17 protein-coding genes are annotated in these 15318 nt (G+C 65.0%); 4 read left to right on the top strand and 13 right to left on the bottom strand.

Features of this window, described 5'->3' with window-relative positions; all coding sequences use genetic code 11:
* Window positions 1-177: 177 nt before the first annotated feature.
* From V6X30_RS07225 to pilM, 7 genes are read right to left on the bottom strand one after another with little or no spacing between them, the layout of a single operon-like run.
* Window positions 178-1350 carry a deoxyguanosinetriphosphate triphosphohydrolase gene (locus tag V6X30_RS07225; RefSeq protein ID WP_367983947.1) on the bottom strand — a complete coding sequence of 391 codons (1173 nt, stop codon included), beginning with the start codon at window positions 1348-1350 and terminating at the stop codon, window positions 178-180.
* The gene (gene aroB / locus V6X30_RS07220; RefSeq protein ID WP_367983946.1) at window positions 1343-2437 is read right to left on the bottom strand and encodes a 3-dehydroquinate synthase; all 1095 of its coding nucleotides are present in this window, start codon (window positions 2435-2437) and stop codon (window positions 1343-1345) included. The genes V6X30_RS07225 and aroB overlap by 8 nt, the downstream gene beginning before the upstream one ends.
* Window positions 2434-2961, bottom strand: a complete 528-nt coding sequence (locus V6X30_RS07215) for a shikimate kinase (RefSeq protein ID WP_367983945.1) — start codon at window positions 2959-2961, stop codon at window positions 2434-2436. The genes aroB and V6X30_RS07215 overlap by 4 nt, the downstream gene beginning before the upstream one ends.
* Window positions 2958-4112, bottom strand: coding sequence for a type IV pilus secretin PilQ (gene pilQ, locus V6X30_RS07210; protein ID WP_367983944.1), 1155 nt, complete (start codon window positions 4110-4112; stop codon window positions 2958-2960). Before pilQ ends, V6X30_RS07215 begins: the two co-directional genes overlap by 4 nt.
* A gap of 2 nt (window positions 4113-4114) precedes the next feature.
* Window positions 4115-5011 (bottom strand): type IV pilus inner membrane component PilO, encoded by an 897-nt coding sequence (locus V6X30_RS07205; RefSeq protein ID WP_367983943.1) that lies wholly within the window; start codon window positions 5009-5011, stop codon window positions 4115-4117.
* Complete coding sequence (locus V6X30_RS07200; RefSeq protein WP_367983942.1) at window positions 5008-5592, bottom strand: PilN domain-containing protein; 585 nt, start codon at window positions 5590-5592, stop codon at window positions 5008-5010. Before V6X30_RS07200 ends, V6X30_RS07205 begins: the two co-directional genes overlap by 4 nt.
* Complete coding sequence (gene pilM, locus V6X30_RS07195; RefSeq protein ID WP_367983941.1) at window positions 5576-6508, bottom strand: type IV pilus biogenesis protein PilM; 933 nt, start codon at window positions 6506-6508, stop codon at window positions 5576-5578. The genes V6X30_RS07200 and pilM overlap by 17 nt, the downstream gene beginning before the upstream one ends.
* Window positions 6509-6600: 92 nt before the next feature.
* Here pilM and V6X30_RS07190 point away from each other — a divergent pair, with 92 nt between their 5' ends.
* Both V6X30_RS07190 and V6X30_RS07185 read left to right on the top strand, forming a co-directional pair.
* On the top strand, window positions 6601-9006 hold the full coding sequence (locus V6X30_RS07190) for a penicillin-binding protein 1A (RefSeq protein ID WP_367983940.1): 2406 nt from the start codon (window positions 6601-6603) through the stop codon (window positions 9004-9006).
* A 17-nt stretch (window positions 9007-9023) separates the two neighbouring features.
* Complete coding sequence (locus V6X30_RS07185; protein WP_367983939.1) at window positions 9024-9641, top strand: hypothetical protein; 618 nt, start codon at window positions 9024-9026, stop codon at window positions 9639-9641.
* Window positions 9642-9650: 9 nt separating this feature from the next.
* Here V6X30_RS07185 and V6X30_RS07180 read toward each other — a convergent pair whose 3' ends face one another.
* Together V6X30_RS07180 and V6X30_RS07175 are read right to left on the bottom strand one after the other, a co-directional pair.
* The gene (locus V6X30_RS07180; protein ID WP_367983938.1) at window positions 9651-10949 is read right to left on the bottom strand and encodes a citrate synthase; all 1299 of its coding nucleotides are present in this window, start codon (window positions 10947-10949) and stop codon (window positions 9651-9653) included.
* A gap of 80 nt (window positions 10950-11029) precedes the next feature.
* Window positions 11030-11293, bottom strand: a complete 264-nt coding sequence (locus V6X30_RS07175; RefSeq protein WP_367983937.1) for a type B 50S ribosomal protein L31 — start codon at window positions 11291-11293, stop codon at window positions 11030-11032.
* A 176-nt stretch (window positions 11294-11469) separates the two neighbouring features.
* Between V6X30_RS07175 and V6X30_RS07170 the strand changes: the two genes are divergently transcribed.
* Entirely contained in the window at window positions 11470-11850 is a 381-nt protein-coding gene (locus tag V6X30_RS07170; protein WP_367983936.1) for a SirB2 family protein, read from the top strand.
* A 21-nt stretch (window positions 11851-11871) separates the two neighbouring features.
* Here the strand turns inward: V6X30_RS07170 and V6X30_RS07165 are convergent, their stop codons facing one another.
* Genes V6X30_RS07165 through rph form a run of 4 tightly spaced genes read right to left on the bottom strand, consistent with a single transcriptional unit; the run spans window position 11872 to window position 14555 of the window.
* Entirely contained in the window at window positions 11872-12054 is a 183-nt protein-coding gene (locus V6X30_RS07165) for a CPXCG motif-containing cysteine-rich protein (protein WP_367983935.1), read from the bottom strand.
* Window positions 12051-13238 carry a radical SAM family heme chaperone HemW gene (gene hemW, locus V6X30_RS07160; protein WP_367983934.1) on the bottom strand — a complete coding sequence of 396 codons (1188 nt, stop codon included), beginning with the start codon at window positions 13236-13238 and terminating at the stop codon, window positions 12051-12053. The genes V6X30_RS07165 and hemW overlap by 4 nt, the downstream gene beginning before the upstream one ends.
* Entirely contained in the window at window positions 13235-13837 is a 603-nt protein-coding gene (rdgB, locus tag V6X30_RS07155; protein WP_367983933.1) for an RdgB/HAM1 family non-canonical purine NTP pyrophosphatase, read from the bottom strand. The genes hemW and rdgB overlap by 4 nt, the downstream gene beginning before the upstream one ends.
* A gap of 1 nt (window position 13838) precedes the next feature.
* A complete protein-coding gene (rph, locus tag V6X30_RS07150; protein ID WP_367983932.1) occupies window positions 13839-14555 on the bottom strand; it encodes a ribonuclease PH in 717 nt (238 codons plus the stop codon).
* 74 nt (window positions 14556-14629) lie between these two features.
* On the opposite strand from rph, the gene gmk reads away from it, so the two are divergent.
* On the top strand, window positions 14630-15259 hold the full coding sequence (gmk, locus tag V6X30_RS07145) for a guanylate kinase (protein WP_367983931.1): 630 nt from the start codon (window positions 14630-14632) through the stop codon (window positions 15257-15259).
* Window positions 15260-15318: the final 59 nt, after the last annotated feature.

Raw genomic sequence — 15318 nt, 5'->3', positions numbered from 1 at the left:
ACTGCCTCTCCATTGTTTGCGGGGAGCGGGCCGCGCCGAGTGCTCGCCACCTTGCGGGCGGCGTGCTCTCCTCGGTGCTGCGGGGATCCCGGGGCCGGACCGTCTGGCCTCTGTCCGCTCCCGTTTCACTGGGCAAATGGGCTGACAATATAGCGCGCAGGCCTTTTTCCGGCAACTTCAGGTGAGCCTTTTCGGTGTCGTCAGGCGTTCATGTTCGTCGATGGCGAAACGATCGGTCATGCCGGCGATGTAGTCGGCCACGGCCCGCGCCCGGCCACGCTCACCATCCCGCCGGGCCCGCTCTTCCGCGGCCTGACGGAACTGCGGCGGCAGTAGCCGGACATCGCCCATGAAGATCTCGAAGAGCGACTCGATCACGTGGGCGGCCTTCGTGGTCATGCGGTGTACGCGATAGTGACGGTAGAGGTGCTCGAGCAGATAACCCTTGAGATCCCGATGGCGCTGCTGCATCTGCGGGCTGAATGCGATGAGTGGACGCTCAAGGGTCCGCACCGCCTCGGGCCCGTCCGGATCGGCATCGCCGATCCGGTCGCGGCTCACTGCCAGCAGATCATTGACCTGACCGGCGATCAGCTCGCGGACGATACGGTAGACGAGCCGTCGTCCACTCAGCCCCGGGTGCTTGGCCTGGATATCGGTGTACAGCCAGTCGATCCACTGGACCTCGCGCAAGGCATTGAGCTCAAGGAGGCCGGCCCGCAGCCCATCGTCGACGTCGTGGCTGTTGTAGGCGATTTCATCGGCGATATTCGTGAGCTGGGCCTCCAGCGAGGGCTGGGTCCCTTCGAGAAAACGTTTTCCGATCTCACCCAGGCGTTCCGCCTGCTCCAGCGGGCAGCGCTTGACCAGCCCTTCGCGCGTCTCGAAGGTGAGATTGAGTCCATCGAAGTCCGGGTAACGGCCCTCGAGCACGTCGACGACGCGCAGCGACTGCAGATTGTGCTCGAAGCCGCCATATTCGGACATGCAGGTGTTCAGGGCCTCCTGGCCCGCATGGCCGAAAGGGGTATGGCCTAGGTCGTGGGCGAGGGCGATCGCTTCGGTGAGATCCTCGTTGAGGCCCAGCGCACGGGCGATGGTGCGGGCGATCTGAGCCACCTCGAGGCTATGGGTCAGGCGGGTGCGGAACAGATCGCCTTCGTGATTGACGAACACCTGCGTCTTGTACTCGAGCCGCCGGAACGCAGAACTGTGAATGATCCGGTCGCGGTCTCGCTGAAAGGCGTTACGCAGGTCGGGCCGATCATCGGCGTGCCGTCGACCGCGACTGGCCGAGGGTCGAGAGGCATAGTGCGCCAGGCCCGGCGGATCGACCGGAACCTCAGTCATCCGCCTCGCCCTCCAATGTTGCGGTCAATGCGGCCTCGTCATAGTCCGCTGTCACCACGGCATCACCCAACCCGCGCAGGAGCACCAGTCGCAGTTCGCCATCCCGGTTTTTCTTGTCCCGCGCCATGAACTCACGGAAGCGCTCCGCGCCCAGGTCGGTTGGAGGAGAGGTCGGCAGGCCGACCCGGCCGATCAGATCCACGGCCCGGTCCCGCTCTTCCCGACTGATCCAGCCCTGGCGGGCCGACAGGCAAGCGGCCATGCACATGCCGGCGGCAATGGCTTCGCCATGGAGCCAGTCGCCATAGCCCCGGGCGGCCTCGATGGCATGGCCGAAGGTATGACCGAGGTTGAGCAGGGCGCGCTGACCCGCCTCGCGCTCGTCCGCGGCGACGATGGCCGCCTTGTTCCGGCAGCAGCGCTCGACGATGAAGGCGAGGGCGTCCGGTTCACGGGCCAGGGCCGCATCGACATGCCCGTCCAGCCAGTCGAGGAATTCGCGGTCACCGAGCAGGGCATATTTGACGACTTCCGCCATGCCTGCACGCAGCTCGCGGTCCGGTAGTGTCCCGAGTACCTCAAGATCGGCGATGACCGCCCGGGGTTGATGGAACGCGCCGATCATGTTCTTGCCCCGCGGATGGTTGACGCCGGTCTTGCCGCCCACCGACGAGTCGACCATCGCCAGCAGCGTGGTGGGAATCTGCACGAAATTCACACCGCGCTGGTAGGTGGCCGCCACGAAGCCGGCCAGATCCCCGATCACGCCACCACCCAGGGCGACCACCTGACAGTCACGGCCGAAGCCATTGACCAGCATTTCGTCGAAGACCGGCAGCATCGATTCCAGGCATTTTTCCTGCTCGCCATCCGGCAGCGACACGGCCGTGATGCGGCGCTCTCCCAGCGCCGTCTTGAGGGCGGCGAGGTAGAGGGGGGCGACGGTTTCGTTGCTGATGATCATGACCTGCCGGGCCGGTACGCTCTCGCGTATCAGCGCGGCATCCTGCAGCAGCCCTCGGCCGATATGGATGGGGTAGCTGCGATTGCCGAGGGCCACCTCGACCAGACGCCGATCATGTTTCATGGGATGACCCCCGGATTGAGAATTTGGTGCGCCACGCGCTCTGCAATGCGATCGGGCATGCCATCTTCCGTATCGATGGCGATATCGGCAAGGGATTCGTAGATCGGGGCCCGGGTCTCGAGAATGGATCGTAGTCGGCCTTCCGGGTCCTCGCCCTGCAGGAGTGGCCGCTGGCTGTTTCGGGTGCGGGCCAGCTGGGTTGCGACGTCGGCACGCAGGTAGACGACCAGTCCGCGCTGTCCCAGGTGCTGACGATTCGCTTCGTCGAGCACGGCACCGCCTCCGGTGGCCAGGACGAGGTCATGGCGTAGGGTGAGTTCATCCAGCAGCTCCGCCTCCCGGCGGCGGAAACCGGCTTCTCCCTCGATGTCGAAGATCCGCGGAATGTCGACGCCAGTCCGGGTCTCGATGGCGGTGTCGAGGTCGACGAAGGCAAGGCCAAGCCGCTCGGCAAGGCGTCGGCCGATGGTGCTCTTGCCGGCCCCCATCGGACCGATGAGAAAGACGCGGTCAATGGTTGTCATCCGCCGGATTCTACCGTGTTTGTTATTGCCGTCGGGGCCTCGAGAATGCGGGGTGTGACGAAGATCAGCAACTCGCTGCGGTCATCGACCCGCATGCGGCGCTCGAAAAGCCCGCCCACCACCGGCAGATCGGAGAGCAAGGGAACCCGACGCACGCCATTGCGTCGGGTCTGCTCGAAGACCCCGCCCAGCACAACGGTCTCGCCGTCGGCGACCAGAACATGAGTGCGCACGGACTGAGTGTTGATGGCGGGGCCCTCAGGCGTTTCCTCGCCGCGGCTGTCCTGATTGACCGCCAGAGCGAGTTGAATCTGGTCATCCGGCGTGATCTGCGGCGTGACCGTCAGGCCAAGCACCGCATCGCGAAAGGCGATGCTGGTGGCGCCACTGGAGGTCGCCTGCTCGAAAGGAATCTGCACACCCTGCTTGATTTCGGCCTGCTGGTTGCTGGCGGTGACGACCCGCGGGCTGGAGATGATCTCGCCGCGGTTCTCACTCTCCATGGCCGAGAGTTCTAGCTGCAGCAGATAGCTGCCGACCTTGCCGATGGCGAGGCCCGCCGAGCCCGCCGCGTTGCCCACCGGCAGATCGACCATCAGGCCTTCCTCGTCGAGGGTGCCGCCGCTGATGATCACACTGTCACCGGCCTGATTGCGCCGTGAGGCACGGAATTGAACACCGATCTCATCGCTGAAGTCCTCGCTGGCAATGACGAGTCGAGCCTCGATCAGCACCTGGCGTACCGGCACATCCAGCCGCTCCACCAGCGCGCGGGCGCGTTCCAGATCGCTTTGGGTGCCGCCCACGATCAGTGTATTGGTACGACTGTCCACGCGGACCCGGGGCGCCTGGATCAGGTCGGCCAGGTCCGCTGCCGTGGCGTATTTCACCGGCAGGAAGACCGTGGGCAGCAAGCCGGGCTCATCGGTGTCGGCCGGAAGTGGCCGGTCCGACTGGCCGTCGTTCTGCAGGACGGAAGGGTTTTCTCCGGTCACGGCCCGGACCTGGTTCATGACCTCGGGCAGCGTCATGTCGCGGATATCCAGACGCACGGGTGCCGGCGGATCCGCTGCCGCGTGGGCTGCCATGGCGCCCAGCATCAGAATCAGGGCAGCGATGCGGTGGCGCAACCGGTTGGTGACCGCCGGCATGATCATCCTCCTGAGTTATCGAGTGCAATCCGCTGCCGGACGACCGACTTGCCCTGGTCTTCATCGCCGCTGGGGTGGTGCACGATGATGGCGGCCGGCGTCACCCGCTCGAGCCTTCCGCCGCCAGGGAGGATGGCGCCGGTCAGACGGGAGTGGATGGTGCCGTCGGCGTCGCGGAGCAGCGCCCAGACCCGGTCGCCGACCTCGATTCGGCCGAGGTAGCTCAATCCGTAAGCCGCGCTGCCCGGCGTGACGGCTCCGGATCGGAACGGATTGCGGTCGAGGGCCGCGAGCTGATCGTTGGCGGTGACTGGATCGGATGCCACCCAGCCCATCGGATGGGTTCCGGTCGCCGGGGAGTCGGCGTCACCGGTCTGCCAGTAACCGGTGATGGTCAACGTGAGTGTCAGTGGCAGACCCTCGGCGTCGGAGTTTTGGCGCGCCAGGGTCAAGCGGTTCATCGTAACGGCCCGAGTCTCATGGCCAAGCCTTGTCAGCAAGCTGACCAGCCCGTTCCAGTCCCCTTCGAGGCGCACCGTCAGCGTGCGCTGCCGATAATCCGCTGTGGTGATCGGGCTCGCCGGCTCCACGCCGATCAGTCGCGTGCCGCTGGCCGTGGCAACGCCGGCAATATGGTCCAGCAGCCCGGAGAGATCGGCTTCAGGGGGCAGTCGCATCGGGTGCGCATGGATTTGCCGGTTGAGACGCTCTACCTGATCACGCCATTCATCGTGTCGCGCCGCCGCGGCGCGATGGGCCGCGAGGCGGGATGCAAGCCGTTCCGCCTCATTCTCTGCCCCCTGTCGTTCGCTCATTGCGGGTTGAAGGATCGCGAACCATCCGGCGATCAGGCCCACCAGCAGCATGAGGGTGATACCTCGCCATGCCCCACCGTTCACTGCATCGCCCCCTGTGCGCGGCGTTCCTCCGCGGTTCGCTCAACCGCATTGCGAACGACGATGCGGAAACGGTCGCCGTGCCCGCCCTGCGCAGCGCGGGTGCCGAGGCGCTCGAATCGCAGGTCCGGAAACCGCGGTGACGCCCGAAGTGCCGTGACCAGCGCTGAGACCGAGGCGGCCTGGGGGGCAACACCCTCGATCACCATGCGCTCCGCACCACGCTCAATGCGCACGAGACGCACGTCTGTGGGCAGTGCCTTGGTCAGACCCGCAAGTTCATCAAGGGCTCGGGTCCGGCCTTCCAGGAGCGCTTCCATGGCCGTCATGCGCTGGCTCAGAACCTTGTGGGTCCGCTCCAGCTGCTCAGTGGCAGCCCGCCGGTCTGCCAGCGCTTTGATCTGATGGCGCACCTGCCTGTTGGCGTCCAGCAGTTCCTGGCGCATTTCCTGCGCGATCACGGCGGCGGTCAGCATGATGCCCAGGCCGATCAAGGTAGCGGTCGGCATCGCCAACCCCATCCGGCGTCGTTCGCGCCGGTCGCGCTCGGTACGCCAGGGCAGCAGGTTAACGCCAATGGGCATTGCGATCTCCGGCATGCAGCGCAAGGCCGATGGCGGTCAGCAGACGGGGCAGCCGGGCGGTGAGCCTGTCATTGCCGAGCGTTCCATCGACACCGACTGCCGGACGCGGGTCAACGCAGTAGGCCGGGATGTCGAACTGCTCGCTGAGGGTCTCGGCAAGTTGCTGGTCCGAGCCGCCTCCGGCGAGGGCGATGGCAGCCGGCATCCGCGATTCCTGGCTGCCGTGATGCACCGCGAAGGCGCGCTCGATGACCTGCAGGCGTTCACCGGTGCCGGCGTCGGCTTTGATGCCATGGTCCTGCTGATAGAGGATCCGCCGGCCCTCGAACACCGTCAGGCGAAGACGGCTGCCGAGGTCGAGCAACGCCGTCGGGTGGCTGGCGTCCGGCGGGCGGAGTCGGGCATCTGCCAGGGCTGCCCTGGTCAGGGCATGGGTATCGATATCAATCAGCCGGCAACGCAGTCCACTGGCCTCAAGCAATTGCCGGCGGGTCTGCAGCTCGTCGCGGCGTGTCGCGACCACGAGTACCGATTGTTTATCCCCGCTCTCGCCGTCGTCTAATGTTCGAAAATCGTGGGCGACTCCATCGCAGGGCTGTCTGAGGGAGTCCTCGATATCGAGGCAGACGCGGGCGCGCAACGCATTCTCATCAAGGCCGTGGGGAAGCTCAATCACCCGGGTGATGGCCGCCTCGGCCGGAACGGCGGTGGCGGCGATGCGTCCATGCGGGGCACTGGCAGCGACCGCCCTGCGGATCAGCTCGCTCGAGGCCTCAGCGCCGGCCGGGCGGGTCTCGATGGCAAACCCGCTGAGATTGGGTGTCATTTCCCGGAAATGCACGGCGGCCACCTTGATGGCGGTGGTTCCGATGTCGACGCCCAGTATCGTCCGGTCTCGTCTTATCGGACCGAACATGGCGTCAGAAGTCCGAATTTCGTCGCATGCGGAACTCCCGTCGCCCGGTGCTATACTCGGTAAGGACAGCGTCCCTGCACTTATGGGGTTTCATGTCACGCATCATCAGGCGCTCCCTGCAGACATTAGCCGGCCTCGCGGCGCTTGGCCTCCTTGCCGTCGGCGGACTGGTCGTCTCCTACATCGTGCTCGCCCCCGGTCTGCCGAGCGTCGAGGCCGTTCGCAACGTCGAGCTGCAGGTCCCGCTTCGGGTCTACACGACCGATGGCGAGTTGATCGATGAATTCGGCGAGATGCGGCGTACTCCGGTGACCCTCTCGGCGGTGCCCGCCAGTCTGCAGCAGGCCTTTATCGCCGCTGAGGATCAGCGCTTCCGTCAGCATCCGGGAGTAGATTATCAAGGCCTTGCGAGGGCGGTCTGGTACCTGGTTCGCACTGGCGAAAAGGGGCCGGGTGGCAGCACCATCACCATGCAGCTGGCACGGAACCTCTTTCTCAGTTCCGAGCGGACCTATCTGCGTAAACTCCGGGAAATCCTCCTCGCCCTGCGTATCGAGCGCCAGTTCGAGAAGGACAAGATTCTCGAGCTCTATCTCAACAAGATTTATCTCGGCCAGCGTGCCTACGGCGTAGCGGCCGCGGCTGAGGTCTACTACGGCCGGCCCCTGCAGGAACTCACCCTGGCCCAGCAGGCGATGATTGCCGGTCTACCCAAGGCACCCTCCGCCTGGAACCCGCTGGCCGACCCCGAGCGCGCACTGCAGCGGCGAGCCTATGTACTCGGACGCATGCTCGATAGCGGCTTCATCGATAAGGCCAGTTATGAACAGGCCATGGCCGCTCCGATTACCGCGGAGCGTCATCGTCGGCGTCGCAGTGTGAACGCCCCCTTCATCGCCGAGATGGCACGGTCCTGGGCGGTGGCGCGGTATGGTGCCGAGGCCGCCTACACGAGCGGCTACGAGATCTACACGACCATTTCGGCGGAACGACAGCATCAGGCGCGTGACGCGTTGCGGCTAGGGTTGCATGGTTACGATGAACGGCACGGATACCGCGGTCCGCTGACGCAACTCGACCCCGCCCTGCTCGAGGGTGAACGCGCGGTGCTGGCGGAACGCCTGTCCGACTTCAACACGCCCGGCGATCTGGAGGTCGCCGTCGTGACGGCGCTTGACGAGCGCTCCGCGACGCTGGTCACCGCTGATGGTTCAACGCTGGAGCTGGGCTGGCAGGGCATCGAATGGGCCCGTCCCCAGCTGGGTCGTAACGCCATGGGGCCGCAGCCCGAGCAGGCGGCCGATATTCTGGTGGCCGGCGATGTGGTCTACCTCCGGCGCAGTGACGGGGAGTGGCGGCTGGCACAGCTGCCCGAGCCCCAGGCCGGCCTGGTGGCTTTGAGTCCGGATGATGGCCGCATCGAGGCGCTGGTGGGGGGGTATGACTTCTCGCTGAGCAAGTTCAACCGGGTTACGCAGGCAGCCCGGCAGCCCGGATCGGCGTTCAAGCCGCTGATCTACTCCGCGGCGCTGGCCAATGGCTTTACGCCTGCAACCCTCGTCAACGACGCCCCGGTGGTGTTCGAGGATGCCTCGCTTGAGGATGTCTGGCGGCCGGAGAACTACAGCGGACGGATCTTCGGGCCGACCCGGCTGCGCGAGGCCCTGACCTACTCCCGCAATCTGGTGTCCATCCGGCTGCTACGCCAGGTGGGCGTGCGAACCGCTATTGATCACATCGAGCAGTTCGGGATTCCCGCCGACCGTCTGGCACCTAATCTGTCCCTGGCGCTCGGCGCCGCGGAGGTGACGCCGCTGGAGCTCGCTCAGGCCTATGCCGTGTTTGCCAACGGGGGATACCGGGTCAACCCTTACTACATCGAGCGCGCCGTGGACGGCGATGGGATCGTGGTTTACGAAAGCTGGCCGGCGCGTGCCGTGACCGCCGAGGCCATTGAGCCGCCCGAACCGGGCCCGGAGGGGCCCCGACGCCCCGCGGCCCGGCCCGCCGAGCGGGCGATCAGTGCCGAGAACGCCTGGCTGATGCGCTCCATGCTGCAGAACGTGGTTCAGGAGGGGACAGCCCGTGCCGCGCGCGCCTTGGGCCGGAGCGATCTGGGCGGCAAGACCGGCACCACCAACGAGCAGCGGGATGCCTGGTTCTCGGGTTTCAACGGCGATCTGGTGGTGACCGCCTGGGTGGGCTTCGACGAGTTACAGACGTTGGGCCGTTATGAAACGGGCGGCCGGGCCGCTTTGCCGATCTGGACGGATTTCATGGGCGCGGCGCTGGAGAGTCGGCCCGAGTCGGAATGGCCGCGACCGGACGGGCTGGTGACGGTGCGAATTGACCCGGAGAGTGGAGAGCTTGCCGGCGCGGATACGCCGGGTGCCATTTTTGAGACCTTCCGGGAAGCCAATCTGCCCAGTAGCAATGCCTCGGCGGACAGCAGTCGGGTGGACGGAGGCGGCGCCTCGAGCGAGCAACCGATTTTCTGAACGGGGGACATTTTCCAATGGCAAGGGGAAAGGCAAGCCGTGACGCACGGATGCGCGAGCGATTGGTCCAGGAGGCGGCGCGCATCATGGCGGTGGAGGGCATCCGGGATTTCTCCCAGGCCAAGCGCAAGGCGGCACTCCAGCTCAATGCGCCCCGGACGACGAATCTGCCCCAGAACCGCGAGATCCAGGCCGCGCTACAGGACTATCAGCGCCTCTTCGGTGGCGATCGTCAGCAGTCGGCGCTCCAGTCGCTGCGTCGAGCGGCCCTGGAGGCCATGGAGTTCTTCGCGGCATTCCGACCCCGTCTCGTCGGGCAGGTACTGGATGGTACGGCGGGTCTGGATAGTGCGGTCGAGCTCCACTGCTTCGCGGAGACACCGGAGGATGTCGTGTTTTTCCTGATGGATCACGATATCCCCTTCGATACCGAGGAAAAGCGCCTTCGGTTTGATGATGAATACGAGTTCGTGCCGGTGCACCACTTCATGGCCGGGGATACGCCGGTAAAACTGGCGGTGTTTACTGGCCGGGACCGGCACCATCCACCCCGCAGTCCGGTGGACGGACGTCCCATGCAACGGGCGGGAAGGGCAGAGGTGGAGGCGCTGGTCGCCGAGGGCGCCAGCGCCTGAACCGGCTTATCAGCGGCGGCGGTGGAGTGGCACGTAGTCGCGCCGTGCGGCGCCGGTATAAAGCTGGCGTGGGCGGCCGATGCGCTGCTCCGGATCGGAGAGCATCTCCATCCACTGCGCGATCCAGCCCGGCGTGCGGCCGATGGCGAACAGTACCGTGAAGAACTCGGTCGGAATGCCGAGCGCCCGATAGATGATGCCCGAGTAGAAGTCGACGTTGGGGTAGAGCTTTCGCTCCACGAAATAATCATCGGCCAGGGCGATCTCTTCGAGCTTCATGGCCAGTTCGAGTTGCGGATCATTGGCAACGCCTAACTCGTCCAGCACCTCATGACAGGTCTTGCGGATGATGGTGGCACGGGGATCGTAGTTCTTGTAAACGCGGTGCCCGAAGCCCATGAGGCGGAATGGATCGTTCTTATCCTTGGCCTTCTCAATGAATTTCGGTACCTGCTCGACCGTACCGATCTCGCTGAGCATCCGCAGAACCGCCTCGTTGGCGCCGCCGTGTGCAGGGCCCCAGAGTGCGGCACAGCCGGATGCAATGGCCGCAAACGGGTTCGTCCCGGTGCTGCCTGCCAGACGGACCGTGGAGGTGCTGGCGTTCTGCTCATGATCAGCGTGCAGGATCAGCAGCTGATCCAGGGCGCGTTCGGCCACCGGATTGATCTCGAAATCCTCGCTGGGCCGGGCGAACAGCATGTTCAGCAGATTACCGGTGTAGGAGAGGCGGTTGAGCGGGTGCACGAACGGCTCACCCACCATGTGCTTGAATGCTGCCGCGGCAATGGTCGGCATCTTGGCGATGATCCGGTGCGCGCAGAGCAGGCGATTCTCAGGATCATTGATATCGATGGTGTCGTGATAGAACGCCGACAGCGAGCCGACAACACCGGTGAGCATAGCCATCGGGTGGGCGTCGTAGTGAAAGCCGTTGAAGAAGATCCGCAGGCTTTCGTTCACCATCGTGTGCCGCGTGATGGCCTCCTCGAAAGCCTCGAGTTCGGCCTTGTTCGGCAGATCACCATGGATCAGCAGGCGCGAGACCTCGAGGAACGAGCTCTGCTCGGCGAGCTGTTCGATGGGATAACCACGGTAGAGCAGAACGCCCTGATCGCCGTCGATGAAAGTGATGTCACTCTGGCAGCTGCCCGTGGAGCTATAACCGGGGTCGTATGTGAAGTAGCCCAGATCGCCCTGCAGTGAGCGAATGTCGATCAGGTCGGGCCCATGTGTGCCCTCGCGGACCGGCATTTCAGACTGCTTTCCGGTCGCGTTATCGGTGATGGTGACGGTTTTGTCGGCCATGAAACGACTCCTGGTGGCGCCAGGTGCTGGCATTGTCAGGTCAAGGCACTCCGATCAGCGGAATGCCCGACGTGGGCGTTTCAGTCCTTGGCACCCTTTGCCATCGCCCCGTAACGGCGACGGAACTGATCCACGCGGCCGCCGCTGGAGAGGACGCGCTGCTTACCGGTATAGAAGGGATGACTGGCGCTGGAGATCTCCACCTTCACGAGCGGGTACTCGTTGCCGTCCTCCCACTGGATCGTGTCATCGGTCTGCACCGTCGAGCGGGTCAGGAACGAGAAATCCGAGGAAATATCCTGGAAAACGACCTGGCGATAATTGGGATGAATGTCTTTCTTCATGGCGTATCTCGAAACGCTAGATTCGGAACCGCGATATCTTAGGCGCTTGCGGCCATGGGTACAAGAGACGATGTTGCGCTGCATTCAAGGCATGAGCTCCTGGCGGCCTGTGACAGGCGCGGGCCGGCCCGGTAACATTCGCCGCATTCAAAGGTTCGGGCCCAGGGGAAGGTTTCATGCTCTACATCGCGCTGAAGCATCTGCACACGACGGTGGCGACACTGACCGTCTTGCTTTTCATCCTTCGGGGCGGTTGGTTGGTGGCCGGCTCCAGCATGCTGAAGCGTCGTTGGGTTAGGATCCTTCCGCATATCATCAACACCCTGCTGCTGCTGACCGGTTTCGCCGTGGCCTGGATCGGCTGGCGCTATCCGGTTGATTTGCATGGCTGGATTACCGCCAAGATCATCGCCCTGGTCATCTACATCATGCTTGGTTTCATGGTGTTCAAGCGCGGCCGTCCCGCGCCGGTACGTTTCGGCGCCTTCTTTGGCGCACTCGCGGTGTACGGTTACATCGTCCTGGTGGCGCTCAACAAGACGCCGCTGCCCTTCTGATTGGCATGCGCTCCGGCGCGGTCAGTCGTCGTCGCGCCCGACTTCGAGTGCCGGTCCTTCCTCGGTCACGCTGAGGCGGCATTCAATCGGCCGGCAGCAGACCACGCAGTCCTCGATATAGGCCTGATCGCCGGCGGAGCAGTCGACGACGGTGGTGAACGCCTCGCCACAGTACGGGCATTCGATGGTAAGCGTCTCGATCATCCGGAGCGTACCTCCGCAGTGCCGGGGGCCACGTAGAGGAATCGGCTCAGTAAATCATCGAGGAATCGCTGGCCGTGTGGAGTCGCCTGCAGCCAGGCCGGGTCATCCACCAGCAGCGCCTGCTCCCGTGCCTCGCTCAGAGCAGGCTCAAAGGCGTCCCGCGTCAGTCCGGTGCGGGCAAGGGCTTCGTTCATTGGCACGCCGGCGGTCAATCGAAGGGCATTCATCAGATATTCCAATGGTCGCTCGGCCATCGTCACCGGGCGCGTCTCTGCCGTTGCGGGCGGCGTCCCGGCATGTGTCTGGTATTGACGGGGCATACGCAGTTTGCTGTATCGCTGGATCCGGCCATCGGCCTGACTGACCTTGCCATGGGCGCCGGCGCCGATGGCTAGATAGTCGCCAAACCGCCAGTAATTGAGGTTGTGGCGGCATTCTTCGCCGGGGACCGCCCAGGCGGATACCTCATAGCGCTGCAGCTGTCTTTCCGCGATCCGTTCCGCGCAGGCCGCCTCGATGTCGGCCAGCCGGTCTTCGTCTGGAAGCGTTGGCGGCCGGGCATGGAAGGCCGTGCCGGGCTCCAGCGTGAGCTGATAATGCGAAAGATGGCGGATGCCCAGTGCCAACGCCTGCTCGACATCGGCAAGCGCCTCGCCGCCGGACTGCGCCGGGAGGCCATGCATCAGATCCAGATTGATGCGCTCGAAACCGGCGCGTTGAGCCGCCTCGACGGCGCGGCTCGCCTCGCCACCGCCGTGAATGCGGCCGAGCCGCCGGAGATGTGCGTCGTCGAAGCTTTGAACACCAATGGAGAGGCGGTTGATGCCGGCGTCGAGAAATCCCTTGAACCGGCCGGCCTCGAGTGTGCCCGGATTCGCCTCGAGGGTGATCTCGGCATTCGCCGCGATGGGCAGCCGCTCGCCGAGTCCCCGCAGCAGCCGGGTGATCGCCTCTGCGCTGAACAGGCTGGGCGTGCCCCCGCCGATGAAAATCGTCTCCACCGTGCGCCCGTTCGCCCGCGCCGCCTCCCCTTCGGCGTCGCGCAACAGGGCGCCAATATAGTCCGATTCGGGCAGATCGCCGCGCAGGGCATGGGAGTTGAAGTCGCAGTAGGGGCATTTCTGGACACACCACGGCAGATGCACGTAGAGGCCCAGTGGCGGTGGGGTCAGGACACCGCTCATTCCGTCTCCAGGCGGCGTCGCATCGAGGCCAGTGCCTGACCGCGGTGGCTCAGCATATTCTTGGTCTCGCCCGGGAGTTGCGCCGCCGTGCAGCCCGCTTCGGGCAGAAAGAAATGCGGGTCGTAACCGAACCCCTGGTCTCCCGTCGGTTCGTCGACCAGGTGGCCGTGCCATACGCCCTCGGCGATGATCGGCGCCGGATCCCCGGCATGCCGCATGAACACCAGCACGCAGCGATAGGCGGCGGCGCGGTCCGCGTCGCCCAGATCGATCAGTTCATCCCGCAGCCTGGCGTTGTTGGCGGCGTCGTCCGCATCCTCGCCAGCCCAGCGCGCGGATCGCACACCGGGTGCCCCGTCGAGCGCCGGGATCTCGAGGCCGGAGTCATCGGCAATGGCCGGCAGGCCGGTGTGTGCTGCGGCATTCCGTGCCTTGATGATGGCGTTTTCGACGAACGTGCTGCCGGTTTCCTCGGCCTCGGGCACATAGTAAAAGGACTGCGGAAGTACCTCGTCGACCAGCCCGGTCAATAGCGATTCGAGCTCCGCCAGTTTGCCGCGATTGCCACTGGCGACGACCAGACGCGGGATCAGTGCCATCTCAGCCCTCCAGGGCGGTGCGCTGTTCGGCAATGAGTCGCTCGATGCCGTCGCTGGCGAGATCGAGCATGCTGTCCAGTTCCGCGCGCCGGAAGGCATGGCCTTCGGCGGTGCCCTGGACCTCGATGAAATGACCGGCGTCATTCATGACCACGTTCATGTCGGTTTCTGCCTCGGAATCCTCGGCATAGTCAAGGTCGAGTACCGGCGTACCCTGGTGAATGCCCACCGAAATCGCGGCGACCTGGCCGTGTAGCGGGTTGCGGCGGACTTTGCCCGACTTCATCAGCGTGCCCACCGCGTCGGCCAGGGCGACATAGCCACCGGTGATCGATGCGGTGCGCGTGCCACCGTCGGCCTGCAGGACATCGCAGTCGATGACCACCCGGCGCTCGCCCAGGGCCTCCAGGTCAACCACCGCCCGCAGTGCTCGACCGATCAGCCGCTGGATTTCCACCGTTCGCCCCTGCTGGCGTCCGCGGGCTGCCTCACGGTCGGTCCGGCTGCCGGTGGCACGTGGCAGCATGCCGTATTCCGCCGTGACCCAGCCGCGGTTGCTGTTGCGCAGCCACGGCGGCACGCGCTCCTCCACCGAGGCCGTACAAAGCACCCGCGTGTCGCCGAACTCCACCAGAACCGAGCCCTCGGCATGTCGCGTAAAGCCGCGGGTAAGACGGATGGAGCGAAGTTGATCGGCGGCTCGGCCACTGGGGCGCATTGCGTTCTCCTGCAGTATTCACGAAAGTACGGAAAAAGACCGCACAGGGTAGCATCAACCGAATGAATACGGGCATGAAAGGCACGCTCTACATCGTCTCGGCGGCCTCCGGGGCGGGCAAGACGTCACTACTGCGCGCGCTCATGGAGCAAGATCCGAAGCTGGTGATCTCGGTCTCTCACACGACGCGGGCGCCGCGCCCCGGCGAGCAGGCGGGCCGGGACTATCATTTTGTGGATGACAGCGAATTCCTGCGTTTGATCGAGGCAGACGCTTTCCTGGAACACGCTCAGGTGTTCGACCGCCGCTACGGCACGACCTATGCCGCCGTGGAGGCGGATCTTGCCGCCGGCCGCGACGTGCTCGTGGAGATCGATTGGCAGGGTGCCCGGCAGATCCGCGAGCGCATGGCGCAAACGGTGTCGATCTTTATCCTGCCGCCCTCGCGCGATGCCCTCGAGCAACGTCTGCGTGGCCGTGGGCAGGACAGCGACGAGGTGATCGCCTCGCGCATGGCCGCCGCGGTAAGCGAGATGAGCCATTGCGGAGAATATGACTACCTGGTCTGGAATGATGACTTTGCTACGGCACTCGCCGATCTCGATGCCATTGTCCGTGCCCGTCGCCTGGGGCTCGCCCATCAGATTGATGTCAACGCCGATGCCCTGGCGGCATTGACCGACGGCGCAGTCGGCAGTCCATGATATGGATGGAGGCCCTGGCCGACGGACCGCCTGCCGGCGCTAGCCCAATAAAGCTTGGT

Origin of the sequence: Spiribacter sp. 1M189 (assembly GCF_040838345.1) — a bacterium.
Taxonomy (GTDB): Bacteria; Pseudomonadota; Gammaproteobacteria; order Nitrococcales; family Nitrococcaceae; genus Spiribacter; species Spiribacter insolitus.
This window is presented reverse-complemented; position numbering and strand designations above follow the sequence as displayed.

Excerpts from the sequence above, each read along its gene's own strand:
- V6X30_RS07225 (WP_367983947.1), bottom strand. The coding sequence starts at position 1,350 with ATGACTGAGGTTCCGGTCGATCCGCCGGGCCTGGCGCACTATGCCTCT.
- aroB (WP_367983946.1), bottom strand. The coding sequence starts at position 2,437 with ATGAAACATGATCGGCGTCTGGTCGAGGTGGCCCTCGGCAATCGCAGC.
- V6X30_RS07215 (WP_367983945.1), bottom strand. The coding sequence starts at position 2,961 with ATGACAACCATTGACCGCGTCTTTCTCATCGGTCCGATGGGGGCCGGC.
- pilQ (WP_367983944.1), bottom strand. The coding sequence starts at position 4,112 with ATGCCGGCGGTCACCAACCGGTTGCGCCACCGCATCGCTGCCCTGATT.
- V6X30_RS07200 (WP_367983942.1), bottom strand. The coding sequence starts at position 5,592 with ATGCCCATTGGCGTTAACCTGCTGCCCTGGCGTACCGAGCGCGACCGG.
- pilM (WP_367983941.1), bottom strand. The coding sequence starts at position 6,508 with ATGTTCGGTCCGATAAGACGAGACCGGACGATACTGGGCGTCGACATC.
- V6X30_RS07190 (WP_367983940.1), top strand. The coding sequence starts at position 6,601 with ATGTCACGCATCATCAGGCGCTCCCTGCAGACATTAGCCGGCCTCGCG.
- V6X30_RS07185 (WP_367983939.1), top strand. The coding sequence starts at position 9,024 with ATGGCAAGGGGAAAGGCAAGCCGTGACGCACGGATGCGCGAGCGATTG.
- V6X30_RS07180 (WP_367983938.1), bottom strand. The coding sequence starts at position 10,949 with ATGGCCGACAAAACCGTCACCATCACCGATAACGCGACCGGAAAGCAG.
- V6X30_RS07175 (WP_367983937.1), bottom strand. The coding sequence starts at position 11,293 with ATGAAGAAAGACATTCATCCCAATTATCGCCAGGTCGTTTTCCAGGAT.
- V6X30_RS07170 (WP_367983936.1), top strand. The coding sequence starts at position 11,470 with ATGCTCTACATCGCGCTGAAGCATCTGCACACGACGGTGGCGACACTG.
- V6X30_RS07165 (WP_367983935.1), bottom strand. The coding sequence starts at position 12,054 with ATGATCGAGACGCTTACCATCGAATGCCCGTACTGTGGCGAGGCGTTC.
- hemW (WP_367983934.1), bottom strand. The coding sequence starts at position 13,238 with ATGAGCGGTGTCCTGACCCCACCGCCACTGGGCCTCTACGTGCATCTG.
- rdgB (WP_367983933.1), bottom strand. The coding sequence starts at position 13,837 with ATGGCACTGATCCCGCGTCTGGTCGTCGCCAGTGGCAATCGCGGCAAA.
- rph (WP_367983932.1), bottom strand. The coding sequence starts at position 14,555 with ATGCGCCCCAGTGGCCGAGCCGCCGATCAACTTCGCTCCATCCGTCTT.
- gmk (WP_367983931.1), top strand. The coding sequence starts at position 14,630 with ATGAAAGGCACGCTCTACATCGTCTCGGCGGCCTCCGGGGCGGGCAAG.